Consider the following 22,721-nt stretch of genomic DNA (forward strand, 5'->3'; position numbering starts at 1 on the left):
CCCCGCAAAGCCCTTCAACGAGACGGATGAGCCGGCGTAATGGACGATCAGAACAAGAACCTACTTCTCGCGACCCTGCTCAGCCTGCTGGTAATCGTCGTCTGGCTTTACGTATTCCCCTCGCCGGAACCCGACCCCGCCCTTGATGCCGCCACTGACACCACGGCCGACACGACAACGGAGCCCGTCACCGGTGATACCGCCGTAACACCCGGCACCGCCGGTGATCCGGCCGCAACCGGCGACCCGGCCGCGGTGGCTGACGCCGACGCTGCAACCGCAGAGGATGCCACTCCCCGGATCAAGATCGAGACACCCGCCGTTGTCGGGTCGATCTCGCTGCGCGGTGGTCGGCTCGATGAACTGTCGCTGCGCAATTATCACGAAAGCCTCGATCCCGGCGCCGATATCGTTGATCTCCTGCGGCCGACGGGCGGCGCGAAACCATACTACGCGCTCTTTGGTTGGGCCCCCGGTGCGGGTCTCACACCTGACACGGTGCCCGGCGCCAACACCATCTGGTCCGCCGAAGAAGGCGCGACACTTGCCCCCGACAGCCCTGTTACCCTGACATGGGACAACGGCGCGGGCCTGACCTTCCGTCGCGAAATCTCTGTCGACGACAAATACATGTTCACCGTCACGCAGTCGGTTGAAAACACGAGCGGTGACGCGGCGACCCTTGCGCCCTACGGGATCATCGCCCGCCACGGCCTGCCCACCAACCTCAAGAACTTCTTCATTCTGCACGAAGGTGCCGTGCGGATGACCGATGGCGAACTGACCGAGACCGACTACGACGATTTCGAAACCGCAACCGCGCACGAAAATATCACGGTTTCCTCGCAGGGCTGGACCGGTTTCACCGATCACTACTGGATGACCACGCTTATCCCCGTGACCAATTCGGGCTTCACCATGAGCACGTTCCGCGACACGCGGCGCGACATTTACCAGACCACGGTGAAACAGCCCGCGCTTACCCTTGCGCCGGGCGAAAGCTCAGAGGTGACGACCCAGCTTTTCGCCGGTGCGAAGGAATGGGAAACCATCCGGGAATACCAAGAGGCCGGCGTTGACAAGTTCGACGATTCGATCGACTGGGGCTGGTTCTTCTTCTTGACAAAACCCATCTTCGCCCTGCTGCACTGGCTCAATTCCGTGATCGGCAACATGGGCTGGGCGATCATCGCGCTCACGCTGATCATCAAACTAGTGCTGCTGCCACTCGCTTATAAATCCTACGTCTCAATGGCCAAGATGAAAGAGCTTCAGCCCCAGATGGAAAAGATCAAGGAGCGTGCCGGCGATGACCGTCAGCAGCTTCAGAAAGAGATGATGGCGCTCTACAAGAAGGAAAAGGTCAACCCGGCCTCGGGCTGTCTGCCGATCCTTCTACAGATCCCGATCTTCTTCTCGCTCTACAAGGTGATCTTCGTGACACTCGAACTGCGTCACGCGCCTTGGTTCGGCTGGTTGCGCGACCTCTCGGCACCTGACCCATCGTCGCTCTTCAACCTCTTTGGCTTGCTGCCGTGGTCCGCGCCCGAACCGGGCACCATTCTCGCGCTCATCTTCATCGGGATCCTGCCCATCCTGCTCGGCATCTCCATGTGGCTTCAGCAGAAACTCAACCCCGCGCCCACGGACCCGACGCAAAAGATGATCTTTGCCTGGATGCCATGGGTCTTCATGTTCATGCTGGGCAGCTTCGCCAGCGGGCTCGTCGTCTACTGGATCGCGAACAACACGATCACCTTCACCCAGCAATACGCCATCATGCGTAGCCAAGGGTATAAGCCCGACGTCTTCGGCAACATCATGTCAAGCTTCAAGCGCCACACTGGCGGCGCCGACGATACCACCCAGAAGCCCAAGTCCGGCGACGACAAGTCTTGAGCAGCACCGCCCGCATTCGTGCCCTCTGGCGGCATCCGATCAAGGGGCACGGCCGCGAAACGCTTGAGTCCGTGACCCTTGCCGAAGGTCAGACGATGCCTTGGGACCGGCGTTGGGCCGTCACCCACGAAGCGACCCGGGCCGACGGTTCGGAGTGGGCACCCTGTGCGAATTTCACCCGCGGGGCCAAAGTGCCCGCACTCATGGCCATCACCTCACACACCGACGAGACGACGGGCACCGTCACCCTGTCGCATCCCGACCGCCCCGATCTTCACTTCGACCCCGAAACCCAAGAACAGGCGTTCCTTGACTGGATGCGCCCCCTCATGCCCGAAACTCGGGCACAGTCCACCGGGATCGTGCGCGCGCCCGACCGCGGCATGACCGATAGCGAATTTCCGTCGCTAAGCCTGATCAATCTCGCCTCGAACGCCGATCTTGCCATGTTTCTTGGCACCGACCTCTCGCCACAGCGGTGGCGCGGCAACATCATCTTCGATGGCGCACTCCCATGGGCCGAAGACGGCTGGATCGGTCACACACTGAGCATCGGCACCGCTCAGCTTCTGGTGCGCGAACCGATCATCCGCTGCCGCGCCACCACCGCCAATCCTGACACCGGCGCGCGCGACCTCGATACGCTCGGCGCGCTTGACCGGCTTCGCGGCAAACAGGAATTCGGAATCTATGCCGAGGTCACCCGCGCCGGCACCATTGCCATCGGCGACACGATCGAGCCCGTCTGACCATGCAGCTTCCCTTCCCTCTCACCCCGGAACCGGACCCACAGACGCTTGAGGCAGGGCGCAAGCTTCTCACCAGCGAGGTCGATTTCCTCAAGGGGGTCGTCGCCATGTCCGGCCTGCCGCCCTCCGACCGAGTCGAGGTGTGCTTTGCCGGGCGCTCGAACGTGGGCAAGTCGAGCCTGATCAACGCACTTACCGGGCGCCGGGCGCTGGCACGGGCCTCGAACACGCCGGGCCGCACACAAGAGATCAACTTCTTCACCCTCTCGGACAGTCATTATCTCGTGGACCTGCCCGGCTATGGCTATGCCAACGCCCCGCTCAAGGTCGTGGAAAAATGGCAGGCCCTGCTCAAGTCTTATCTCTCGGGCCGCGTCAACCTGCGCCGCGCCTTCGTGCTGATCGACGCGCGCCATGGCGTGAAACCCGTGGACGAAGAAATCATGTCGCTTCTAGACTCCTCGGCCGTGACGTTTCAAACCGTCCTGACCAAGGCCGACAAGGTCAAGGACAAGGACCGCGAGAAGATTCTCGATCAGGTCCGCACGCGGCTGGCCACCCATCCCGCGGCCTTTCCCGAACTCATGGTCACATCGAGCGAAAAGGGCTGGGGCATCCCGACGCTGCGGGCCACTATTGCGACATTGGATTGATGTCTGACCCTTTCAGGTAAACGCCGGGACAACCCCGCCCGTGGGGCGCCGCTCCCCTGATCTTTCGAGCCGCGCATTACTGCATTTACGGCTGCAACAGGATCTTCCCGCCGCGCCCCGGCTCCTGCGCTGCCTTCACCGCATCTGTCACCGCATCCAACGCAAAGGTATCGCCCACATCCAAAGGCAGGTCTCCTTTCATGGCAAGACGGACAAGCTCTTGGATCATCTCCATGCGCCGCTCATCGCTCAGGTGTTGGCTCATCCGCGCGGCCCAGAACCCCTTGACCGTGATCTGCTTCATGATCATCGGCCCGGATGCAACCGGCAAAGGCTCCCCGGTCGCGGTGCCGAAGACGACAAGCTCACCATTCTCGCCCAAAAGGTCCAAAAGCGCCGCACCCGTTTCACCCCCGACCGAGTCGATGGCCGACACCGCGCCCCCACCGGTCAGATCGCGCACCCGGTCCTTCCAACCGGCCTCGCTGGTGTTGATCACGTTCTCCGCCGCAACCTCCTGCATCTCCTCGACCGCGCCTTCGCGCCGGACAAGGTTCACAAGGTGAATGCCGCGCGACCGGGCCAGCGTCACCATGATCTTGCCCACCGCGCCGTTCGCCGCCGTCTGGATAATCCAGTCGCCCTCCTTCGCCTTGAGCGTCTCAAGCAACGCCAGCGCGCTCAGCGGCATCGCGATCAGTTGCGCACCGTCTGCGTCCGAAATCTCTTCAGGCAGGGGCAGCACGCTCTCGGCGGGCCCAGTGAAAAACTCCGCCCAAGCGCCATGCACCCCCGCGACCGTGACCCGTTTGCCGATCATTGCATCGTCCACATCTTCGCCCACGGCCTCGACATGGCCCATGCCCTCGGATCCGCCGATCGCACTGGGCAGATCGGGCTTATAGCCATAGGTGCCCCGCACGGTCCAAAGATCGTGATTGTGGATGGGCGACAGCTTCATCCTGATCCGAACCTTGCCCTGCCCCGGCTCGGGCGCGTCGGTGGTCCGGCATGACAGAACCTTTGCGGGCTCTCCGAATTCGTCGTGCATCGCTGCTTTCATCGGTCTTGATCCTTTCCGAGATGACGTGGTTGACGGGCTTGCGATCTCAGTTGTGCAACCCGCGCCGGACCAGATTGTTTCGCGGCCTCTCGCGGCATCTGCGCGGCCTTTGAATGTCACGTAATCGTCCGGGCGGAAATTGCGACGGGGCAGACCGTTGCGTGCGCGCCGTTTATGCACGGCGCGACTCACCTTCCACCGACGCGATACCGACGTGAATACCGACGTCGTACCGACGTGGGGCCCGGCCCGTTAACCTTTCCTATTCACGCGGCCCTTGCGCGGCTCGGTTCCACCGGCGATAACCGCTTGAACGAGGATAGTTAAGATGAAGACCCGCCCCATGAACCGCGATTGGATCGCCACCGCCCGCACCCTCTCCGAAGCCCTGCCCTACCTGCAGCGCTATGACGAGGCCATCGTCGTGATCAAGCTTGGCGGACACGCCATGGGAAGCGCCGAGGCCATGGAAACATTCGCCCGTGATGTCGTGCTTATGCAGCAGGTCGGGGTCAATCCCGTCATCGTCCACGGTGGCGGTCCCATGATTAACCAGATGCTTGAAAAGATTGGCATAAAATCCGATTTCATTGGGGGCAAGCGGATCACGGACGCCGCCACCATGGAGGTGGTCGAGATGGTGCTCTCGGGCACCGTGAACAAACGGATCGTGCAGGCCATCAACGCACAGGGCGGACGCGCGGTGGGTCTTTCGGGCAAGGATGCGAACCTTGTCACCTGCGATGCAGCCAACCCCGAATTGGGCCTTGTGGGCACCCCCTCCGAGGTTGATCCCGGCATTTTGCACACGCTTTTCCGCGACAACATGATCCCGGTCATCGCACCTCTGGGCGCGGGACGTGCGGGCGAGACATACAATATTAACGGAGATACCGCAGCGGGCGCCATCGCCGCCGCCCTCAAGGCCGACCGCCTCCTCCTGCTGACCGATACAGACGGCGTCCGTGACGCCGAGGGTCAGGTCATGACCGAGCTTACGGCCAATGAAATAAGGCGTCTGACCGATGATGGCACGATTGCCGGCGGGATGATCCCCAAAACCGAAACCGCCCTTGCCGCCATCGCTGGCGGGGTGCGTGCGGTGGTCATTCTTGACGGGCGCGCGCCCAATGCACCGCTCCTTGAGCTCTTCACCGATCACGGTGCGGGGTCAATTATTCGTGCGTCCTGACACGGCCCTCTTGCACGGCCCCGACAAGCGCCTAATCTCCTGATCATGGAGAACGAAGCCCTCATCCGACTGGCCATCTTTCTGGGCCTTTTCGCGCTACTGGCCGCGATCGAATCCTACGCACCCCGCCGCACCCGGCAGGAGCCGCGCGGACGGCGCTGGATCACCAACTGGGGGATCGTGATCCTCAGCACCCTCGCCCTGCGCGCTCTGGCCCTTGCCATGCCGCTTCTCGCGGTTGGTGCCGCTCTCGACGCTCAGGCACAAGGCTGGGGCCTCATGAACCGGCTCGACCTCTCTCTTTGGGTGACGATTCCCCTGACCGTTCTGATCTTTGATCTGGCCATCTGGGCACAGCATCTTGTGACCCATAAGGTGCCGATCTTGTGGCGTTTGCACCGCGTTCACCATGCCGACCGAGACATAGACGTCACCACCGCGATCCGCTTTCACCCGGTCGAGATCGCGCTGTCCATGCTGCTCAAGATCGGTCTGGTCTATCTTCTTGGCCCGCCCGCCATCGGCATCGTTGTGTTCGAGATTGTCCTGAACGGGACCGCCATGTTCAACCACGCCAATATCGCGCTGCCTCCCCGCGCCGATGCCCTTCTGCGCAAGCTGATCGTGACTCCTGACATGCACCGGGTCCATCACTCGGTCCACCGCGGCGAGCATGACACGAATTATGGCTTTGCTCTTTCGGTCTGGGACAGGTTATTTGGCACATATCTTGCACAGCCCAAAGACGGGCACGAGGCGATGACGATAGGACTGGAATGGCAGGACGAAAGACCCTCGAAACTCGGATGGAGCCTATGGCTGCCGTTTCAGAGGAAGTGACCTATGACGGCGTCCGTGCCCTCGTGGCGGGGGAATGCCTGATTATCCTCTGTGCCCTGCACGAAAAGGGCGACACCGTCCTTCTTCTTGGCCCCGGTGACGGCTTCTGGGAGATGTTCCGCGACACACCCGAGATGCAGGATGGTGCGCCCGACCCGATGGATCGCTGGTCCGAACGGGTGATCGGCCGGCTGGCCGACACGGTGGGCTCCGAGGCGGTGTTCCCCTTCGGCGGCCCGCCCTATCAACCCTTCCTCCGTTGGGCGCTCAGCTCGGGCCACGCCTGGTCAAGCCCGGTCGGAATGCTCGTTCATGGCACGGCGGGAATGATGGTCTCTTTTCGCGGCGCCTTGCGAATTAGGGGCGAATTGGATCTGCCACCCGCGCCAGAAACCTCCCCGTGCGACAGTTGCGAGGACAAACCCTGTCTCACAGCCTGCCCGGTCAATGCGCTTAGCGATGCGCATTTCTACAAGGTCGAGGACTGTCACAGCTATCTCGACACGCTGCCCGGTGCGATCTGCATGAAGGGCGGCTGCCTTGTCCGCCGCGCCTGTCCGATCAGCCAAAGCTTTGACCGAAGCCCGGCGCAATCGGCGCTGCACATGCGCTACTTTCATACAACATGACCCGCCGTCTCATCCTCATGCGACACGCGAAATCAAGTTGGAACCACCCCGGCATGATGGATCATGACCGCCCGCTGAACGATCGTGGTCGCCGCTCGGCCAAGGCGATGGGCAAATGGCTTCGCGACATTGGCGCGACGCCCGATCAGATCCTCAGTTCAACCGCAGAGCGCACGCGCGAAACCTGCGACTGTCTGGGGTTCGCCACCGAAGCCACGTTCACCCGCAAACTCTATCACGCTGGTCCTTATGATATGCTCTCGGTGCTGCGCGGCGCCACCGGGGGGAGCGTGCTCATGATCGGGCACAATCCCGGCATCGCGTGGTTTGCCGAGATGCTGCTCTCACAGCCGCCCAACCACACGCGGTTCGCGGACTATCCCACCTGTGCAACGCTGGTCGCAGAGTTTGCCATAGACCAATGGCCCGACCTAGGCGAAGAAACCGGCGAAGCCCTGCAATTCATGGTGCCGCGCGACCTGCTGAAATAGCAAAGGGCGGGGAAAATCCCGCCCTTTTCCGCTTTGATATAGACGATGCGCCAAGGGGTTTCGCAAAAACCGGCGCCGTAGGTTTTTCCCCGACCCGTTTTAATGTCCGAGGATCTGGCTGAGGAAAAGCTTGGTCCGGTCGCTCTGCGGGTTGTTGAAGAACTCTTCGGGCTCGTTCTGTTCGACGATCTGGCCTTGGTCCATGAAAATCACGCGGTTCGCCACCTGACGGGCAAAGCCCATCTCGTGGGTCACACAGATCATCGTCATGCCCTCCTCGGCCAAGCTGACCATCGTGTCGAGAACTTCCTTGATCATCTCGGGGTCAAGCGCCGAGGTCGGTTCATCAAAAAGCATGATCCGGGGCTTCATGCAAAGCGACCGCGCGATGGCGACCCGCTGTTGCTGCCCGCCCGAAAGCTGACCGGGATACTTATCGGCCTGTTCGGGAATCTTCACCTTTTCAAGGAAATGCATCGCCGTTTCCTCGGCCTCGCGCTTGGGCGTCTTGCGCACCCAGATCGGGGCCAGCGTGCAGTTTTCAAGGATCGTCAGATGCGGGAACAGGTTGAAGTGTTGAAACACCATCCCGACTTCCGACCGGATCTTGTCGATGTTCTTGATGTCCGAGCTGAGCACGGTGCCATCCACCTCGATGCGGCCCTGTTGATGCTCTTCCAGCGCGTTGATGCACCGGATAAGCGTGGACTTGCCCGAGCCTGAGGGCCCTGCAATCACGATCCGTTCCCCCCGGTGAACCGAAAGATTGATGTCACGCAGCACATGAAACGAACCAAACCACTTGTTCATGCTGTCGATCTGAATGGCGATCTCGTCCGAGACCTGCAACTTTTGTGCGGTTTCAGCCATTATCAGGCCCCTCCCCTTAACGGTGATCTGTGTTCAGCTCACGTTCGAGCCATTGTGAATATTGCGATATGCCGTAGCACACGACGAAAAACAGAAGCGCGGCAAAGCCCAGAAGCTCCCAATAGACCCCGTTCCATTCGGTCGAGGCAAGGATCGGGCCACGAATCATGCCCACGAGGTCGAACATCGAGATGACAGACACGAGCGTCGTATCCTTGAAGAGGCCCACGGCCACGTTCACGATGCCCGGGATCGAAATCTTGAGGGCCTGCGGCAGGATGATGAGACGCATGGACTGGGGATAATCCAGCCCGAGACTGTTGGCCGCCTCGTATTGCCCTGTCGGCAAGGCGGCAAGGCCGCCCCGGATCACCTCGGCGATATAGGCCGAGGCGAACATCGTGATCATGATGATCACCCGCAGGATCAGGTCGAATGTCGTCCCCGGCGGCAGGAAATAGGCCAGAACCACGTTAGCCACGAATAGCAACGTGATCAGCGGAACACCCCGGATGAACTCGATGAAGATCACGCAGATCCACTTGATGATCGGCATGCTCGACTGTCGGCCAAGCGCCAACGCGATCCCGATCGGGAGCGACAGCGACACACAGACGGTGCCAAGGATCAGGTTGAGCATGAAGCCCCCCATGTCCCGCGATTGCACCGCGATGAGCAGCGTATTCTCGGTTGCCATGGCGCCGGTGATCATGCCGCCGATCCACCATGTGACCACAGCCGCCGCGATCGAGCCAAAGAAAGCCCCCGCAAAGGACCGCTTCACCAGCACGGTCCACACGACATAGCCCGCGACAAAGCCCAGAAGGGCAAACACAGGCGTCAGGATCGTCCCGCCCCAGATCAGCCAATAGGCAAGGAACGGATAAAGCGCCGTGAAGAACAGCATAACCCGTGGTGTATATTTGTAGAACATCACCGGTGCCGCGGCGACGAACAGAAGCACGAAGGCCAGCGTGGGACGCCAATATTCCGTGTCTGGATATTTGAAGCCGAACAAGAGTTGGTTCCAGCGTTCGGTTAGAACCGCGAAGCAGCCCCCGACCTCACCCTGAAGAATTTCCCGGCAGGCACGAATCGACGGTGCATCCCATATCCCGTTGAGCAACCAAGGAAGGGTCGCTGTGAGGATAAGATAGACCGCGAGTATCGCGATGAGCGTCATTATGGCATTCGTGACGTTCGAGAACAGGTTCTCGCGCATCCATTTGACGATGCCACGCTCGGTCACCGGCGGCTCTTGCTCAGGGAGCATTTCGCGCCGGACATAAGCGTCAATCTGATGTTGCATCATGTCAGACATATCAACGCTCCTTCAGCCGGACGGCATTGTTATAGATGTTCATCACCGCCGAGATACCCAGTGAAATCGCAAGGTAGAACAGCATCAGCAGGAGCACCGCTTCGATGGCGCGGCCCGTCTGATTGAGCGTGATGCCACCAAGCGTGCCGGTAATGTCCATGTAGCCCACCGCGATGGCGAGCGAACTGTTCTTGGTGATGTTCAGGTAGTTCGAGATGAGCGGCGGGATGATGACCCTAAGCGCTTGCGGCAAAATCACCAGATTCATGATCCGCCGTGGACGAATACCCAGCGAGGCTGCGGCTTCGGTCTGTCCCTTCGACACCGATTGAATACCGGCGCGGACGTTTTCGGCGATGAAGGCGCCGGTGTAGATCGCCAACGCGAACCACAGCGCGATCAGCGATCCGCGCACTGTCCATCCCCCTGAGAAGTTGAAACCTTGAAGCGACGGATATTCGAGGGAAATCGGCTGCCCCATGATGAAATAGAACAGGATGCTGGGCAGGAACAGAATCCCCAGTGACGGCCAGAAGGTCGGCAGGAGTTTGCCCGTGTCGTAAAGAAGCTTTGTCGCGTAGCGGCGATACATAAAGACCCCAACGATCGACGCGAGAAACACCAACACGACAAGCCATGAACCGCTTTCGAACACCGGGCGCGGCAAATAAACCCCGCGGTTGGTGAAGGCGACACTGTCAAACACCATCGAGGCGGTCGCGTTGTCGCCCCGGAAGGCGTTCGGGCGCGGCAGCGTGGCCGTCATGATCGTGAAGATAATGATGATCCAGATCAGGACCGGCACATTGCGGAACGCTTCGACATAGAATGCCATGAGCTTGCGGATGAGCCAGTTATTCGACAGTCGCAGAACACCCGCGACAACGCCGAGGATCGTCGCCGTGATACAGGCGAGAAAGGCCACAAGCAGCGTGTTGAGAATACCCACGACCGATGCGCGCCAATGCGAACTTCGGCTGTCATATTCGATCAGGGTCTGGTTGATGTCGTAATTGGAAGGTTCGCCCAGAAAGCTCCAAGAGATGTTGAGGCCCGCGGCGCGAAGGTTCGCCATGAGGTTCGAACCGAGATATGCAATCGCGCCAATCAGAGCGAGCAGTGCGATGAACTGGAACGTGTAGGACCGATAGCGTTTGTCGTTCAACAGCATGGATAGCCGGAACGACTCCTTATGAGGGTCGGTCGATGCAGTCATTTGGATGTATCCCCGTGTTCCGGCCCTTTTGTTTTTTCCGCACTACGCAAGTGCAGCGGGTCCGGTTTCTTTGACTCTATAGGTGCCAAGGGCGCGGCTTTTGCCGCGCCCTTGATCTAGTATCTTAGCGGAACGGCGGCGAGTAGAGCAGCCCGCCATCGGTCCACTGGGCGTTCAGGCCACGTGAAAGACCGATCGGGGTGTTTTCACCGATGTGCTTCTCGAAAAGCTCACCATAGTTACCACCGGCCATGATGGCACGCTTGGCCCACTCCTTGTCGAGACCGAGCATCTCGCCGAGGTTGCCTTCGGTGCCGAGCAGGCGGTTGACTTCGGGGCTGTCGGTCGGCGAATTCGACATGTCACCGACATTGGCCGAGGTCACGCCATATTCTTCGGCGGCGATCAGGGCGTTCAGGGTCCAGCGGACCACATCACCCCATTCGTTGTCACCATGACGCACCAGCGGACCCAGCGGCTCTTTCGACACAACTTCCGGCAGGATCACGTGATCGCCCGGATTTTCGAACGCGGCACGTGTCGAGGCAAGGCCCGATGCGTCGGTCGTGTAGGCGTCGCAGGCACCAGCAAGGTATTGCTGCTGACCTTCGGCGTTAGTTTCGATCGGAACCGGCTCATAGTCCATGTTGTTCTTGCGGAAGAAGTCCGCGAGGTTGAGCTCGGTGGTCGTGCCGGTCTGGATACAGACGGTCGCGCCGTTCAGCTCCTTGGCCGAAGTCACGCCCAATGCCTTGGGAACCATGAAGCCCTGACCGTCATAGTAGTTGATGCCGGTGAATTCGAACTTCAGGTCGACGTCACGACTGAACGTCCATGTGGTGTTCCGGGCGAGCATGTCGATTTCGCCCGAAGCCAGTGCGGTGAAGCGGGTTTTGCCGGTTGTCGGCACGAACTCGATGGCGTCCTGGTCACCCAGAACAGCGGCGGCAACGGCACGGCAGACGCCGACATCGAAGCCTTCCCACCGGCCGTTTTCGTCCGGTGCAGCAAAGCCGACAAGGCCGGTGGTCACGCCACAGTTCAGCGTGCCGCGCGCTTTGACATCGTCAAGCGTAGCAGCAGCTGCGGCGCCGGCCGTCAAGCCAGCAACTGTCAACGCGCCAAGAAATACGGATTTTTTCATGTTTACCTCTTCCTGATTTTCCGCCCTCTCCCAAAGGCGTTTATGTCCGGCTCCTGGATGGGCCGGGGCGATACACGGAGGATTTTTCCCTCCAGCGAGGTCGAGTTTGGATGCATTCTTCGGAAAAGGTCAAGGGCTGCATGCCGAAAAACAATCTTTTACCACAGCCATTTACCTAGGGTCATCTAATTTTAATGCGATTATCACGAGGCGCGCGACAATTGGAAAAAGCGCGCGGCATGAAGAAACGAGTTCCGCTTGAGCGTTGCCAGAGCCGTCGCCTCTTCATCCTCACCCCATTGTTCTGTCTGCCAATCTTCGTCTATCCGGGAAACGCGCCAAAGCTCTTCCGGCGCCTCCCGGCCCCGCTGCGCGGCAAGTCCCAGAACAAGCGACCCCGACAGACTGACAAGGTCATGAAGCGCGGTAAGCGCGAAGTTATCCTGATCCGCCACCTGCCGGTGAAGCGCCGCAATCGCCTCGGGAGGTTGGGGCCGGTGCATGACCCCGATGATCACGTCGAGCCGCGCAGAAAGGTCCGATTCGGCCCAGTTCAGGTAAGAATCCCATTCTGCGGCCTCTTTCGCCGCCAATTCGGTCGGAGACTCCGCGCGGTAGCATAGAAGATCGTTTTCGCCATAGGCGGCGATCATGTCGACCACCTCGGTTTTCTGAGGCGCCACCTTGTCGAGCGCGGCATTCGCGCTTCGGGTGCATGGCATGGACTTTGGTGAGATTTCGCCCTCCTGCGCGTCCCATTCGGCGGCGATCTCGGAGGCAAGGGCATGTGTCGGCACCACAAGGGCGCGCTTGGCCGGGGTGCGCACCGGCCGCCCGTCAAGGCGCACGGTAAATCCGCCGTCCGTCTCCTCAACCGTGGCCTCCGCCCAGAATCGCTTGGCCTTCCACTCGCTCATATCCGTGTCCCCCACATCGCATTCAACCTGTCCGGCAGGTCATCGAAACGGTCGATCGACGCATCCGCACCCGCAAGTGCCTCGGGCGGGTGATACCCCCAACTCACAGCTATCATCCGAATGTCGGCGGCCTTGGCCATTTCCATATCAAAGACGGTATCGCCCACCATGACCGCGTCTTCGGGCGCGACGCCGGTTTCCGCAAGTGCGGCCTCGATCATGGAGGGGTGTGGTTTGGACGGGTGATGGTCACTCACCTGGCGGGTCACGAACATACCTTCAAGCGCATGTCCCTCGATCAACTTGTCCAGACCGCGACGCGACTTGCCCGTCGCCACCCCGAGAAGGAGTTCCGGAACCGCCTGCAACCGGTGCAGCATGTCGCGGGCGCCGGGATAAAAGGGCGAGGATTGCGCGACACCGGCCTTGGCGCGAAGGCTCATATAGGCATCCTTGTAGCCCGCCACCATCCGGGCACGCGCGTCATCGGCGCTCTGAGGTGCAAGGCGCAGCAACGCTTCGGGAAGCGAAAGGCCGACAATGCCCAGCACCGACGCCTTGTCGGGAACCGGAAGCCGCTCTTGCGCGAAGGCCTGCCCCATCGCGGCAAGGATGTCGGACTGACTGTCCACCAATGTGCCATCGACATCAAAGATAATCAGTCTGAGCCGCCCCACCGTCACGTCTCCGGGTCCTCGAACGGATCTTCCGGCACCTCGTTGGGCTGCCACTGAAACAGGTCCCAAGTGCGTATCATATGTTCGGGCATGGGCGCGGTCAGGTGCAGAACGGCACGCGTCACCGGATGTTCTATCGTCAGCGAGCGCGCGTGCAGATGAAGCTTACGGCTCACATCGCCGCCAAGTTGCGCGCCCCAACCGTCGCCAAGGTTCTCCTGACCCGACCCGCCGTATTTGCCATCGCCGACAATCGGATGCCCAAACTCGGCCATATGCGCCCGAAGCTGATGGGTGCGGCCCGTAACAGGCACCAACGCAACCCATGCGGTGCGCTGTCCCGCGTTTTCCAACACGGCATAATCGGAGGTGGCATGCTTGGCGCCGGGGGTTTGATCAACGTCGCGCGGGTGCAGGCAGAGCATCTTCTCACCCTCGCCCCCCTTGCCGTGGCCCGGCGCCTTGACCAGACCGTATTTCACTGTGCCCATCCGCGGCTGCGGCACGCCCGCGACGGCGGCCCAATAAATTTTGCGCGTGGCACGATGGCGGAATGCGGCCGTAAGCTTGGACGCGGCTGCCCGCGTGCGCGCCAAGAGCAGAACACCTGACGTGTCCTTGTCAAGGCGATGCACAAGGCGCGGATTTTCCTCAAGACCGAATCGCAGGGCCGCCGCAAGACCGTCCACATGCCGCGTCTGCTTCGATCCGCCCTGCACCGGAAGGCCCGGCGGCTTGTTCAACGCGATGACGTGATCATCGCGATAGATCACCGCTGCGCGGATCATGCGGGCATCGGCATCGGTGATGCGGGGCGTCACCGGCTGAGGGGTCGTGCCGGGGTCGGGGATCGGCGGCACACGCACGCTTTGGCCAGCCTCGAGCCGTGTCGCGGGTTTGACCCGGCCACCATCTATCCGCAGCTCTCCCTTGCGGCACATTTTCTCGATCCGGCCCTGACCGAGATGCGGAAACCGGCGCCGAAGCCAGCGGTCAAGGCGCTGATCGGCATCCTCCGACGCGATCACGATGGTCTGAACCCCGCTCATGCCCAGATCGCCCGGGCCATGGCCACGCCCGCAACCAGCGCACCAACAGAGAGCACGACCGAAAGGCTCACATAGAGCAAGGCCGAACCGTATTGTCCCCGTTCGAACAGTGTCACCGTCTCAAGCGAGAACGCCGAGAACGTGGTAAAGCCGCCAAGCACACCGGTCATGACAAACAGGTTCCAGTGTTCGACCCCGCGCAGGAATGACCACACCACGAAAACCCCCATAAGAAAGGACCCCAGAACATTGACCGTCAGGATCGTCACCGGGAATCCCGACTGCACATGACGCACGAGAGCAAGACCCGCCCCGTATCTGATCGTTGCGCCTATGGCTCCGCCTGCGGCGACCTGAAGAAATGACATGATCATGGGCGCGTCCATCGCGCGCGGGTGGGCCTTTGTCAAGTTGGGGCTGCTCAGGCCGGCACGAGACTTGACAGACCGCCCCCTCAGCGGTGATAGCGCAACCATAGGGCCAATTCACGGACCATGCATCATGACTGACATCAACGGCGACATTCCCGCTTTGCTTCGCGCACTCTTCGACCGCGCGGTCGAAGTCGCCGATCCGATACAAAGCCTTGGCGCGGCCCTTCCGCCACGGCCCGAGGGGCGCCTTCTCGTGGTGGGTGCGGGCAAGGCCTCGGCACGCATGGCCGAGGCGGTCGAAGCCATTTGGGGCCCTTGCGAAGGACTCGTCATCACGCGTTATGGCTATGCCCGTCCCTGCGAAGGTATCGAGATTGTCGAGGCCGCCCACCCCGTCCCCGACGAAGCGGGCGCACGCGCGACGGCCCGGATGCTTGATCTTTTGTCAGGGTTGGCCGAAGGCGATACCGCCCTTGCGCTGATTTCAGGTGGCGGATCGGCACTTTTGACCGCGCCCGCAGACGGTATCACGCTTGCCGAGAAACAGGCTCTGACCGATGCGCTTCTGGCCAGTGGCGCGCCGATTGGCGATATCAACGACATTCGCAAGCAGATCTCGGCGGTCAAGGGCGGCAAGCTCGCGGCGGCGGCCTATCCCGCGCGTATGATCAGCCTGATGATCTCGGACGTTCCGGGCGATGATCCCGGCGACATCGCAAGCGGACCGACCGTCGGAACCACCGGCGATGCCGCTGGGGCTTTGGCGGTGCTGGATCGCTGGGGCATCACGCCGCCCGCGTCGATCGCGGAGTTTCTTGGCCACGGAGGGAGCCCCCTTTCGCCTGATGATCCGCGGCTTAGCCGGGTCGAAAACGTGATTTATGCCGCACCGTCCCAATCGCTCGCCGCCGCCGCCGACCTCGCGCGTGAACGGGGGATCGATCCTGTCATCCTTGGCGATGCCATCGAAGGCGAGGCACGGGACATCGCAGCCGATCATGCCGCACTGGCCCTGAATGAACAGGCCGGGCTTGCCCCCGGTGCGCGCCCGATGCTGCTTTTGTCGGGCGGAGAGCTTACCGTGACACGCCGGGGCGATGGTGTGGGCGGGCCCAATGCCGAATATGCGCTCGCCCTTGCGCTCGCCCTGAACGAAGCGACCGGCATTCACGCCATTGCCTGCGATACCGACGGCGTCGATGGCGCTGCGGAAGTGGCGGGTGCGATCATCGGACCGGACAGCCTCACACAAGCAAAAGCCGTCGGCGAAGATCCTCGCGCCGCGCTTGATCGCAACGATGCCCACAGCTTCTTTGATCATATCGGCGCTCAGGTCGTGCCCGGCCCCACGCTCACCAATGTCAATGACTTCCGGGCGATTCTGGTGCTCCCGGCAACCTGAGTCGACCTCTTCGGCAAGATGTGCTTTGATCAATACCTCAAACAGTCAGAGGTGATCTTTGTGTTTCGTAGAACTTTTATCGCAGGCGTGGCGCTTGCCTCGCTGACAGCTACCGGCGCGGCATCCGAAGAGAAGATGACCGCCGAGGAAATCTTGGCGCTGCTGAACGGCAACACCATTATCGGCTCATGGTCCGGCACGGCCTATCGTTCGTATTATGGCGAAAGTGGCCTGACCGTCTATGCCCCGGAGGGCGGTCAGCCCGAGCGCGGGCGCTGGCGGGTGAATGAGGAGACCGACCAATACGAAAGCTGGTGGGAACATTCCGGCTGGACGCCCTATAGCGTGGTGCGCACCGACGACGGCGGATATGCGTGGCTCCATAGCGGAGAGTTACAGCCCTTTTCCGTGCTCGAAGGCCGTCAAATCTCGTTTTGACGCAGCACCGAGATCACCGTATCGCCATATCGACGCGCCTCAACAAGGCTCAGCGCCGCCGGCGGTGATATCTCGGCGCTTTCCTCCCAAACGACAAGACCGCCCGCAGCGATCCAGCCACCGGCAAGCGCCGCATCAAGGGCCGCCTCGCCAAGGGCCTTGCCATAGGGTGGGTCGAGAAAAACAAGGTCCGCCGCGCGCCCCTCGCAGTTACCAAGTCGGCGCGCGTCACGACGGATAAGGCGCGTGCGGCTCTGCGCACGGCAAAGCGCGATGTTTTCGGCAATCAGCCCCTGCGCGACACGCCCGCTCTCGACGAATGTGACATGTTCCGCACCGCGCGACAGCGCCTCGAGCCCAAGCGCGCCGGTTCCTGCAAAAAGATCAAGGACAACCGCCCCGGTCACCGGATCGTCATAGCCCGCGAAAAGCGCATTGAAGAGGCTTTCGCGAACCCGGTCCGCCGTCGGGCGCAGATGCGCGGCCATATCCCCCTTGCCCAGACTGGCAAGGCGGCGCCCACGATGGTCTCCCGCGATGATCCTCACGCTTTGAGCAAGGTCTTGAGGTCCGTGGCCGGGTCGACCACCGCCGCAGGATCGGGCGATTTACCCGCATCTATCAGGCGTTTTCCGACCATGTAGGCGCGCGGCTCGTTCATGGCATCCACGGCCAATAATGTATCGCCACGATAATACCAGAACGACGCGCTGTTACCCTCGTCTCCCGGACGGCTGACAATGCGGTCATACCCGGTGTTCAGGCCCGCGATCTGAAGCTTCACATCATACTGATCCGACCAGAACCAAGGCTTCGGCACATAGGTTTTTTCCGCGCCCATCAGGTTCTCGGCCACGCATTCGGCCATGTCGATGGCGTTTGGCACGCTTTCAAGCCGCAACCGGCCACCGCGATAAGGGAACGACGCGCAATCGCCGGCGGTCCATATATCCGGGTCCGATGTCTGGCCCCGCGCGTTGGCCGCGATGCCGTTGTCGATGTCGAGACCCGCAGCCTCGGCCAAGGCTGTTTCGGGCGCGATGCCAACCCCGACAATGACGAAATCAACGTCTATTTCGCTCCCGTCGCTCAGGCGTGCGCCGCTCACACGGTCATCCCCCAGCAGGGTTTCAAGCCCGACCGCCTCGCGAATGGTGACATCATGATCCGCGTGCAGACGGCGGAAAAAATCCGATGTTTCAGGCGCAGCCACACGTTGCAGGATGCGGTCGGCCATCTCGACAAGCGTGACGCGCAACCCCTTGCTGGCCGCAACAGCCGCCGCCTCAAGCCCGATATACCCGCCGCCCACGATCAGGACATGGGCCTCGTCTTGAAACTCGGGCGCCATGGCGTCGACATCGGCAAGGTCGCGCACGGTATAGACGCCGCGCAACGTGCCCCCGATGGCCGCCGGCAGGTGGCGCGGCGCGGACCCGGTGGTGAGCACAAGACGCCCGTAGGGCAAGCGTGCCTCGCCCATGACGACCTCTTTGGTGGCCCGATCAATGGCAGTGACCGTCGCATCGAGCCGCAGGTCAATCCCCTGCTCGGCATAGAAACTTTCGGGCCGTAGATAAAGCCGCTCAACCTCCATTTCGCCCAGAAGGTATTTCTTGGACAATGGCGGCCGCTGATAAGGGGGCGCGGGCTCGGCCCCGACAAGTGTCACCGATCCCTCGAACCCTTCGTTGCGAAGCTTGGCCACAAGTGAAGATCCGGCCTGCCCTGCCCCGATCACAACGATATCCGACATGTCCCCTCCGATTGTCATGGCCACGCGCACTGACCCGCTCTATATCTAGCGTGAATTTATGGACAAGAACCAGACAGGAACCGACAATGAGCATTTCCATCGGCGACAATATCCCCTCTTCGACGCTTTTGCGGCTTGGCTCGGACGGACCCGAACAGGTCGAGATCATGGATCTGGCCAAAGGCCGCAAGCTGGTCGTGTTCGCGGTTCCGGGGGCCTTTACGGGGGTTTGCCACAACGCTCACCTGCCCAGCTTCGTGCGCAACATGGACAGCATCCGCGACAAGGGCGTGGACGATGTTATCTGCATCAGCGTGAACGACCCCTTCGTGATGTCCGCATGGGCCGAGATCACCGGCGCGCAGGCGGCGGGGATCAAGATGCTCTCGGATGCGGAAAGCGAATTCACCAAGGCGATGGGGATGGATTTCACCGGCAAGCCTGCGGGTTTGATCGACCGGTCCAAGCGATACGCCATAATCGTTGAGGACGGAACCGTCACGGCGCTGGAAGTCGAGGACAACCCCGGCCAGTGCGACGTGTCATCAGGCGAGTCGATCCTCGAAAAGCTCTGATACCGGGCCCGGAACACACCATAAGACAAAGGCCGCCGCAGGGCGGTCTTTGTCGTCAAAAGGCCATGATATCAAGTGGTTTTATGGAGCGGGTAGCGGGAATCGAACCCGCACCTTAAGCTTGGAAGGCTCTTATGATACCATTTCACCATACCCGCTCAGCACCATGTGAATTAAGAGATGCGCGGCGCAGCGTCAAGCCGCCCGCGTCACGATAACCGAGGTTTTCTCAAGCGTTCTGTGAACCGGGCAGCGGTCGGCAATCTCAAGAAGGCGGCTGCGCTGATCCGCATCGAGATCACCCTCGAGCGTGATCACGCGGGTGAACTTGTCGGCCTTGGCATCCTTGGCGTCCTTGGCCATCTCGGCATCTTGCGCATGCACCTTATCGTGGCTCACATCGACACGCACATGAGATAGCGGCCAGCCCTTGCGACGGGCATACATACGGATCGTCATCGAGGTGCAAGCTCCAAGCCCCGCCGAGAGAAACCCATATGGGGACATGCCCCGATCCGTGCCGCCATAGGCCTCGGGCTCATCCGCGAGGGCATGATGCCGGGGGCCTGCGTTGATGTCCTGAAGAAAGCCTTCGGGATTGGCCTCGGACACCCGTACGACACCCTCGGGCGCGCCGGGGGGCGGGGCCGAGGGGCGCAGATCGAGATAGCGCGCTGCCCATGCCGCGATCACCTCGGCGGCGTATTCGGCATCGTCGCCCCCCGAGATCAGGTGATCGGCATCATCGAGCGTGACAAAGCTTTTGGGATGCTTGGCCGCCCCGAAGATTTCCGCGGCATTCTCGATCCCGACAACCTTGTCGCGCGGCGCGTGGAGAACCAGCAATGCCCTGTTAAGTTTAGATATTTCACCTTCCAGCCCTTCGGCCTGCACATCTTCGACGAAATCGCGACCGATACGTACGGGGCGCCCGCCAAGATTGACCTCGGCGGCGCCTTCGGTCTTGATCCGGTCAAGCGCATCTCCGAAATTCGCCGTGACATGGCCGGGATCAAACGGCGCGCCGATGGTGACGACTGCCTTCACACTGTCAAGGCTGCGCGCAGTGGCCAGCGCGGCGGCACCCCCTAGCGAGTGACCGACAAGCAAACTGGGCGCCATGCCGCGATCAGACAGCGCCTCGGCCGCGCGGCGCAGGTCATGGATATTGGAGGTGAAGGTCGTATTCTCGAACTCTCCGCCAGAGTGACCCAAGCCTGTGAAATCAAACCGCAAAACGGCAATACCCGCCCCCGCGAGACGGGCCGAGATGCGCCGCGCGGCGTGGATATCCTTTGAGCAGGTAAAGCAATGCGCAAAAAGCGCGGTCGCAAGGTGCTGCCCCTCGGGAAGGTCAAGTCGCGCGGCCAGTTCGGCACCGTCGTGACCGGCGAATGTGAAGCGTTCAGTTGGCATTGGCTCTCCTTTTCAGGGCGTCCTCAGATGGTAGTGGTCCGAGGCCGGCAAAACCAGAACCTTGAAAGGAACGTCACGGCAAGGTGAGCAGGCGCGCAGGGCAAAGCGGGCTGCGCACCCCGAATGTGAATGCTTTCCTGACGTGGCGAGCTCATCATCTGTGGGTCAAACCGCACGATATGGACGAATCACCTGTTAACACTGGCCAATCGGCACCGAACGCAATGTCGGTATACACGTCGGCATTCACATCGGTATCGCGTCGGTGCGATTGGCCGCATCCGGCGGCGTTAACCCGGCGGACGATGCGATGTCTGGGCAGCCCGTATTGCCACTGGACCAGATCGCAAATCAAATTGTAGGCTGACATCCGAGCCTTTCGGGAGAGCAGGACCATTTTGTCAGGTCATTCGGCAAAGATTGTAACCGTCACCATTTTCGGCGGTGCCGTGCTTGGCGCGGTTTATGACGGCGTGGGGCTGATTGATCGCTGGCGGGCGACAGGCTCCGTTTTCGGGACCGACCCGGCCACGACCGCGCCGGAGCCGGCCGCCATCGCCATCCCAGCACCGACAGCCGAAACGACCACCGATGCCGCGACCGTAGCACCGGCAGCCCAACCACCCGCTGAGGAGACGGACGGCAACCCGCTGCGCGCCCGGCTTGCCAACCGCCTGCGGCTTGAGCTTGAGCGTCTGGGCTGTGAGGGCATTACACTGGCCGCACTTGACCTGTCGCCAAGGTTCACACCGGCCGCCGAGGCGACATCGGGCTTCGACAGTCTTTACCTCGAGGCGCAGGTGACGCTCAGGGGCGGCGGAACGGTTGCCATGGTCGATCTTTCCGGATCGGGCAAGGGGCCGGGTCATGAGGCACGCGCCACCGACGCCGCCGCACACGGATTGTCACCGGCCCTGTCAGCAGAGGATTTTGGAGATTCATGCAGCAAATTGGAAAACGAATGATACGCAAACGCTTCACTACATTGTGCGCCGCCTTGGCCCTTGGATGGTCCGGCGGCTTTGTTCAGGCCGCGGGATCGGTCGATGGCAGCCTTGACGAGGTGGCCGAGCAGATCGTCGCGCGCACTGGCGCGGACGAGCCGCCCACCATCGGCATTTCAACCTTCACCCATGGCGACGGCACCTGTTCCGATCTGTCGAATTACGTAACCGAATTCATCGTGGACAGCCTTTTCAACGCCGGACAAGGACAGATCAACATCATCGAACGGTCCCAGCTCAGCGCCATATTCCGCGAGATGGAGCTGGTCTTTGACGGAACCATCGCGCCGGATGCGGCCAAACAGTTGGGCGAGATCGAGGGGGTGGACGCGGTCGTGACCGGCTCGCTTATCCAGTTCGGTGAGCAGGTGAAAATGCAGGCCCGGATGATCAGCACCGAGAACGGGCGGCTTTTCGCAACGGCAAGATCAAGTTTCCCCAGCGTGGGCAGCGTGGCCAAAATAATGACAACACGAAGCCGCGCACAATGCGGGTTTAGCGCGGGAACAGATGACGCAGCGCAGACCGGCAACGGCACACAAGTGGTCGTGATTGATCAGGGCACCGACAGTCAGGGCGGCGGGCTTACGGCGCCGTCAAAGAAGTTTTCCTCGAATGTCTATGATGCCCTGGTGAGCAGCCTGATCTATTCCAAGGACAGCGGCGACATGAGCGTGTCGATCCGGTTCAAGAACACAAGCGATGTGCCGATCGCGCTATCGTATGTGCGCGAGTCATTGTCGGTCTCGGACGGCAACGGCGGCTTTATGACCTACAAGGGCAACTGGTCGGGGCTGCGCATATGCAACAGCAGTTTTTACAACTGCACCTCGAGTTCGGCCTCGCGCATCACACTTCTGGCACCGGGCAAACTGGCGCAGCTCAACTTCCAGATGGAAGGCGAGAAGGCTCTCGACGCGCCGAAAATGTCACTGACAATGGAATTGGTGGTGACGCCGAACACCGAAGAAGCCGACACCTACGAAGTGCAATCGGTGGGGTTCTACGACATGGTGCCGACAGAGAAGTGACGCATTGAGGCCGCC

24 protein-coding genes and 1 tRNA gene are annotated in these 22,721 nt (G+C 61.3%); 12 read left to right on the forward strand and 13 right to left on the reverse strand.

The annotated features are described in order from the left end of the window. The first annotated feature begins 39 nt into the window (after positions 1-39). The 3 genes from yidC to yihA are packed head-to-tail and all read left to right on the forward strand — an operon-like array spanning position 40 to position 3,301. Positions 40-1,899, forward strand: coding sequence for a membrane protein insertase YidC (gene yidC / locus V8359_RS06670; protein WP_336427992.1), 1,860 nt, complete (start codon positions 40-42; stop codon positions 1,897-1,899). Beyond that, complete coding sequence (locus tag V8359_RS06675; RefSeq protein WP_336427993.1) at positions 1,896-2,648, forward strand: MOSC domain-containing protein; 753 nt, start codon at positions 1,896-1,898, stop codon at positions 2,646-2,648. The genes yidC and V8359_RS06675 overlap by 4 nt, the downstream gene beginning before the upstream one ends. 2 nt (positions 2,649-2,650) lie before the next feature. Then, the gene (gene yihA, locus V8359_RS06680; protein WP_336427994.1) at positions 2,651-3,301 is read left to right on the forward strand and encodes a ribosome biogenesis GTP-binding protein YihA/YsxC; all 651 of its coding nucleotides are present in this window, start codon (positions 2,651-2,653) and stop codon (positions 3,299-3,301) included. A gap of 85 nt (positions 3,302-3,386) precedes the next feature. Here the strand turns inward: yihA and V8359_RS06685 are convergent, their stop codons facing one another. Beyond that, positions 3,387-4,364, reverse strand: a complete 978-nt coding sequence (locus V8359_RS06685) for a zinc-binding dehydrogenase (RefSeq protein WP_336427995.1) — start codon at positions 4,362-4,364, stop codon at positions 3,387-3,389. Positions 4,365-4,692: 328 nt separating this feature from the next. On the opposite strand from V8359_RS06685, the gene argB reads away from it, so the two are divergent. Genes argB through V8359_RS06705 form a run of 4 tightly spaced genes read left to right on the forward strand, consistent with a single transcriptional unit; the run spans position 4,693 to position 7,516 of the window. Beyond that, on the forward strand, positions 4,693-5,556 hold the full coding sequence (gene argB, locus V8359_RS06690) for an acetylglutamate kinase (RefSeq protein WP_336427996.1): 864 nt from the start codon (positions 4,693-4,695) through the stop codon (positions 5,554-5,556). 45 nt (positions 5,557-5,601) lie between these two features. Beyond that, positions 5,602-6,396 carry a sterol desaturase family protein gene (locus tag V8359_RS06695; protein WP_336427997.1) on the forward strand — a complete coding sequence of 265 codons (795 nt, stop codon included), beginning with the start codon at positions 5,602-5,604 and terminating at the stop codon, positions 6,394-6,396. Further along, a complete protein-coding gene (locus V8359_RS06700) occupies positions 6,372-7,025 on the forward strand; it encodes a ferredoxin (RefSeq protein ID WP_336427998.1) in 654 nt (217 codons plus the stop codon). The genes V8359_RS06695 and V8359_RS06700 overlap by 25 nt, the downstream gene beginning before the upstream one ends. A 17-nt stretch (positions 7,026-7,042) precedes the next feature. Beyond that, positions 7,043-7,516, forward strand: coding sequence for a SixA phosphatase family protein (locus V8359_RS06705; RefSeq protein WP_336428596.1), 474 nt, complete (start codon positions 7,043-7,045; stop codon positions 7,514-7,516). Between the two features lie 99 nt (positions 7,517-7,615). Here the strand turns inward: V8359_RS06705 and V8359_RS06710 are convergent, their stop codons facing one another. The 8 genes from V8359_RS06710 to crcB all read right to left on the reverse strand — a co-directional run bounded on the left by V8359_RS06710 (position 7,616) and on the right by crcB (position 15,084). Then, positions 7,616-8,386 carry an amino acid ABC transporter ATP-binding protein gene (locus tag V8359_RS06710; protein WP_336427999.1) on the reverse strand — a complete coding sequence of 257 codons (771 nt, stop codon included), beginning with the start codon at positions 8,384-8,386 and terminating at the stop codon, positions 7,616-7,618. Positions 8,387-8,402: 16 nt separating this feature from the next. Next, complete coding sequence (locus V8359_RS06715) at positions 8,403-9,707, reverse strand: amino acid ABC transporter permease (RefSeq protein WP_336428000.1); 1,305 nt, start codon at positions 9,705-9,707, stop codon at positions 8,403-8,405. Position 9,708: 1 nt separating this feature from the next. Next, positions 9,709-10,923 (reverse strand): amino acid ABC transporter permease, encoded by a 1,215-nt coding sequence (locus V8359_RS06720; RefSeq protein WP_336428001.1) that lies wholly within the window; start codon positions 10,921-10,923, stop codon positions 9,709-9,711. Positions 10,924-11,047: 124 nt separating this feature from the next. Beyond that, positions 11,048-12,067, reverse strand: a complete 1,020-nt coding sequence (locus tag V8359_RS06725; protein WP_336428002.1) for an amino acid ABC transporter substrate-binding protein — start codon at positions 12,065-12,067, stop codon at positions 11,048-11,050. A gap of 203 nt (positions 12,068-12,270) precedes the next feature. Beyond that, on the reverse strand, positions 12,271-12,984 hold the full coding sequence (locus tag V8359_RS06730; RefSeq protein ID WP_336428003.1) for an ATP12 family chaperone protein: 714 nt from the start codon (positions 12,982-12,984) through the stop codon (positions 12,271-12,273). Continuing rightward, a complete protein-coding gene (locus tag V8359_RS06735; protein ID WP_442970335.1) occupies positions 12,981-13,667 on the reverse strand; it encodes an HAD-IA family hydrolase in 687 nt (228 codons plus the stop codon). Before V8359_RS06735 ends, V8359_RS06730 begins: the two co-directional genes overlap by 4 nt. Continuing rightward, positions 13,664-14,710: an RluA family pseudouridine synthase gene (locus V8359_RS06740; RefSeq protein ID WP_336428005.1), complete on the reverse strand. Its 1,047-nt coding sequence runs from the start codon at positions 14,708-14,710 to the stop codon at positions 13,664-13,666. Before V8359_RS06740 ends, V8359_RS06735 begins: the two co-directional genes overlap by 4 nt. After that, a complete protein-coding gene (crcB, locus tag V8359_RS06745) occupies positions 14,707-15,084 on the reverse strand; it encodes a fluoride efflux transporter CrcB (protein ID WP_336428006.1) in 378 nt (125 codons plus the stop codon). The genes V8359_RS06740 and crcB overlap by 4 nt, the downstream gene beginning before the upstream one ends. A 127-nt stretch (positions 15,085-15,211) precedes the next feature. On the opposite strand from crcB, the gene V8359_RS06750 reads away from it, so the two are divergent. Together V8359_RS06750 and V8359_RS06755 are read left to right on the forward strand one after the other, a co-directional pair. Continuing rightward, positions 15,212-16,486 carry a glycerate kinase type-2 family protein gene (locus V8359_RS06750; RefSeq protein ID WP_336428007.1) on the forward strand — a complete coding sequence of 425 codons (1,275 nt, stop codon included), beginning with the start codon at positions 15,212-15,214 and terminating at the stop codon, positions 16,484-16,486. Positions 16,487-16,546: 60 nt separating this feature from the next. Then, complete coding sequence (locus V8359_RS06755) at positions 16,547-16,924, forward strand: hypothetical protein (RefSeq protein ID WP_336428008.1); 378 nt, start codon at positions 16,547-16,549, stop codon at positions 16,922-16,924. Here the strand turns inward: V8359_RS06755 and rsmD are convergent. Further along, positions 16,909-17,472 carry a 16S rRNA (guanine(966)-N(2))-methyltransferase RsmD gene (gene rsmD / locus V8359_RS06760; RefSeq protein ID WP_336428009.1) on the reverse strand — a complete coding sequence of 188 codons (564 nt, stop codon included), beginning with the start codon at positions 17,470-17,472 and terminating at the stop codon, positions 16,909-16,911. The two genes, V8359_RS06755 and rsmD, sit on opposite strands and share 16 nt — an antisense overlap. Beyond that, complete coding sequence (locus tag V8359_RS06765; protein ID WP_336428010.1) at positions 17,469-18,680, reverse strand: NAD(P)/FAD-dependent oxidoreductase; 1,212 nt, start codon at positions 18,678-18,680, stop codon at positions 17,469-17,471. The genes rsmD and V8359_RS06765 overlap by 4 nt, the downstream gene beginning before the upstream one ends. Before the next feature lie 86 nt (positions 18,681-18,766). Here V8359_RS06765 and V8359_RS06770 point away from each other — a divergent pair, with 86 nt between their 5' ends. Further along, a complete protein-coding gene (locus V8359_RS06770; RefSeq protein WP_336428011.1) occupies positions 18,767-19,255 on the forward strand; it encodes a peroxiredoxin in 489 nt (162 codons plus the stop codon). Between the two features lie 84 nt (positions 19,256-19,339). Here the strand turns inward: V8359_RS06770 and V8359_RS06775 are convergent. Next, positions 19,340-19,413 (reverse strand) — tRNA-Gly (locus tag V8359_RS06775). Positions 19,414-19,450: 37 nt separating this feature from the next. After that, positions 19,451-20,671: a bifunctional alpha/beta hydrolase/OsmC family protein gene (locus tag V8359_RS06780; RefSeq protein WP_336428012.1), complete on the reverse strand. Its 1,221-nt coding sequence runs from the start codon at positions 20,669-20,671 to the stop codon at positions 19,451-19,453. A 398-nt stretch (positions 20,672-21,069) separates the two neighbouring features. On the opposite strand from V8359_RS06780, the gene V8359_RS06785 reads away from it, so the two are divergent. Both V8359_RS06785 and V8359_RS06790 read left to right on the forward strand, forming a co-directional pair. Continuing rightward, a complete protein-coding gene (locus V8359_RS06785) occupies positions 21,070-21,636 on the forward strand; it encodes a hypothetical protein (RefSeq protein ID WP_336428013.1) in 567 nt (188 codons plus the stop codon). After that, positions 21,633-22,706, forward strand: a complete 1,074-nt coding sequence (locus V8359_RS06790) for a CsgG/HfaB family protein (RefSeq protein WP_336428014.1) — start codon at positions 21,633-21,635, stop codon at positions 22,704-22,706. Before V8359_RS06785 ends, V8359_RS06790 begins: the two co-directional genes overlap by 4 nt. The last annotated feature ends 15 nt before the right edge of the window (positions 22,707-22,721 follow it).

Origin of the sequence: Roseovarius sp. E0-M6 (genome assembly GCF_037083845.1) — a bacterium.
Taxonomy (GTDB): domain Bacteria; phylum Pseudomonadota; class Alphaproteobacteria; order Rhodobacterales; family Rhodobacteraceae; genus Roseovarius.